Consider the following 2033-nt stretch of genomic DNA (forward strand, 5'->3'; position numbering starts at 1 on the left):
CCTGATCCAGACGACACAGACAACCCATTTAACCCGCCCGTAAAACTCTAAAAATCAACAGGAAGACTGAGCCCACAGGCTGGGTGTCTGGTCTCAACGTTAGCTAAGAAAATGAAATACTTCCTAGTCAGCCTCATCGCTCTTGGCATTGGCATTTTTATTGGAAAGACGGCATTCAAAAAGAATGAAGTATATGCACATTGGAGTATCGTTAATGAATATCGTGAGTGGGTTCAGAATCCGGGGGAAGGAACCACACAGAAAGACAGCGGGCTAATCATGTATGACATCCCCGTGAACCATACGCCGAGCTTGCACTTTTTAGTCTCTGAAAAGGAAATAGAAAAAGTAGAATTGATATTCCCCAATGTCCCCTACTCACCAGAAATCGTGAAGCTTTGGATGAAGTTCTGTGAAGAGAATAAGGAAGTAATAGTAGATGGTCTTGCGAACCCAGAATATGCGAGATTTAAGACCGCTGGGCAGCAACCATTCAATTGCACGATGTTCTATCTTCCCGAGAACGGACACGTAATTGAAGAACTTATAGCACTTATAGAAAATGGAGCTAACCAGACGGAGTGAGCAACGGCTACGCCGTCGCTCATCCTCGACGTTATCAGAATGAAATTTCATTTTACGATCATCAGCCTTTGGCTTGCATGCCTAGCGGTTTCTAATGGTGAAATAATCATCTCTAACTTTCTAGCACCCGGAGGTTACAAAGAAGGTCTAGCTATTGTCACACATCCCCCAAAAGAAGCGACTAGCACAACCTTCGACTTCTACCTTACGGTTGGCGACACAAAGGTCTTTATCTACAAAAAAGAGCATAATGAAGAAAAGAGAACTTTCACTGCAAGTCACCCCTACCAGGTGACCACCATAGATGAGTCAGGAAAACTTGTAGAAATCCAGATAAAGAAAGAAGAAGCAAAAGATTTCATTTACCGTATTGGCCTAACAGGGCACCGTTTTACCATAATCGAAACTCCTGCCGACCATCCTAAATTAGAGTTCAAAAGCGATAGCTCCTTTATCGACATCACTGAAGTTCCATCACAACTTGAAAGCATAGATAACCAATCGCATTGAGCAATGTCGCTATCGCGCCATCGCTCATGCTCGACGTTCAGGGAATGAAATTAAAAAAGGAAATCCAAACAGACGTATTTTTTAACCGCTTATCACCGCTAATGACCGCTTATCCAACCCGACGCTAAGAACGAAAAATGAAACCTCATCATAAGCGTAAAATAAGCGGTCTCTCCCGACAAGGTCGGGACTGGAAAAGCAGCCGTGTTCTGCGAGCTTAGGAGCGAAGCGGGAAGCGTGAGTGCAGTTGAGCGGTCTGGGCATCCTACACATTCGAGTCCTGATCCAGACGACACGGACAACCCATTTAACCCGCCCGTAAAACTCTAAAAATCAACAGGACGACTAAACCCTCAGGCTGGGTGTCTGGTCTCCGCGTTAGCTAAAATGAAAACGAAAGACACCATCGGTTTTTTAGTCGCAATATTTTTGACTATTTTGTCCGTCATCCTTTTACAAAACTCAGGTAAGCGCGAATTAGAAAAAATGCAGAAAGAAATCAGCGAAACGGTTCTAGAGAAGACGGTTACCAACAATTTGAGAATAATTGCCAGTCTAGCCGATCAATACTTTCTTGAAGCAAAAGTGGACTCGATCAGATTGGATCAATTAATTAAAACCAAAGAAGACATGCCATTGATTAAGATAGATAGTAGTGTGATCTACCCAGATATTATTCGAAGGAATGACAGCACACTTTCGGCCACACTTTCAAACGGAGATGAAATCTCTATTAACTACAACCCGATCAGCTAACCAGTCGGAGCAGGACAACCCGATTAGCCGCCCGTAAAACTCTAAAAATCAACAGGACTACGATCCCCACTGGCGGGTTGCCTGTCCTCTACGATATGCAGAAGATGAAATGAATCATATTGAATCACTTCACTCTTGCGCTAACGTCAAATAAAAGAGAATTTTAGAAAAATTGAATGAGT

General features: G+C 43.2%; 3 protein-coding genes. All 3 read left to right on the forward strand.

Going from position 1 to position 2033, the window contains the following annotated elements:
* The first annotated feature begins 111 nt into the window (after nucleotides 1-111).
* A complete protein-coding gene (locus tag QEH52_RS19410) occupies nucleotides 112-585 on the forward strand; it encodes a hypothetical protein (RefSeq protein ID WP_308952614.1) in 474 nt (157 codons plus the stop codon).
* A 39-nt stretch (nucleotides 586-624) separates the two neighbouring features.
* Nucleotides 625-1095: a hypothetical protein gene (locus tag QEH52_RS19415; RefSeq protein ID WP_308952615.1), complete on the forward strand. Its 471-nt coding sequence runs from the start codon at nucleotides 625-627 to the stop codon at nucleotides 1093-1095.
* A gap of 387 nt (nucleotides 1096-1482) precedes the next feature.
* Nucleotides 1483-1851 carry a hypothetical protein gene (locus QEH52_RS19420; RefSeq protein WP_308952616.1) on the forward strand — a complete coding sequence of 123 codons (369 nt, stop codon included), beginning with the start codon at nucleotides 1483-1485 and terminating at the stop codon, nucleotides 1849-1851.
* Nucleotides 1852-2033 lie beyond the last annotated feature (182 nt).

This window comes from Thalassobacterium maritimum (assembly GCF_031127805.1).
Lineage (GTDB): Bacteria > Verrucomicrobiota > Verrucomicrobiia > Opitutales > Coraliomargaritaceae > Thalassobacterium > Thalassobacterium maritimum.

What these genes read in the sequence shown, in the direction of transcription:
- QEH52_RS19410 (WP_308952614.1), top strand. Translation starts at nt 112, where the DNA reads ATGAAATACTTCCTAGTCAGCCTCATCGCTCTTGGCATTGGCATTTTT.
- QEH52_RS19415 (WP_308952615.1), top strand. Translation starts at nt 625, where the DNA reads ATGAAATTTCATTTTACGATCATCAGCCTTTGGCTTGCATGCCTAGCG.
- QEH52_RS19420 (WP_308952616.1), top strand. Translation starts at nt 1,483, where the DNA reads ATGAAAACGAAAGACACCATCGGTTTTTTAGTCGCAATATTTTTGACT.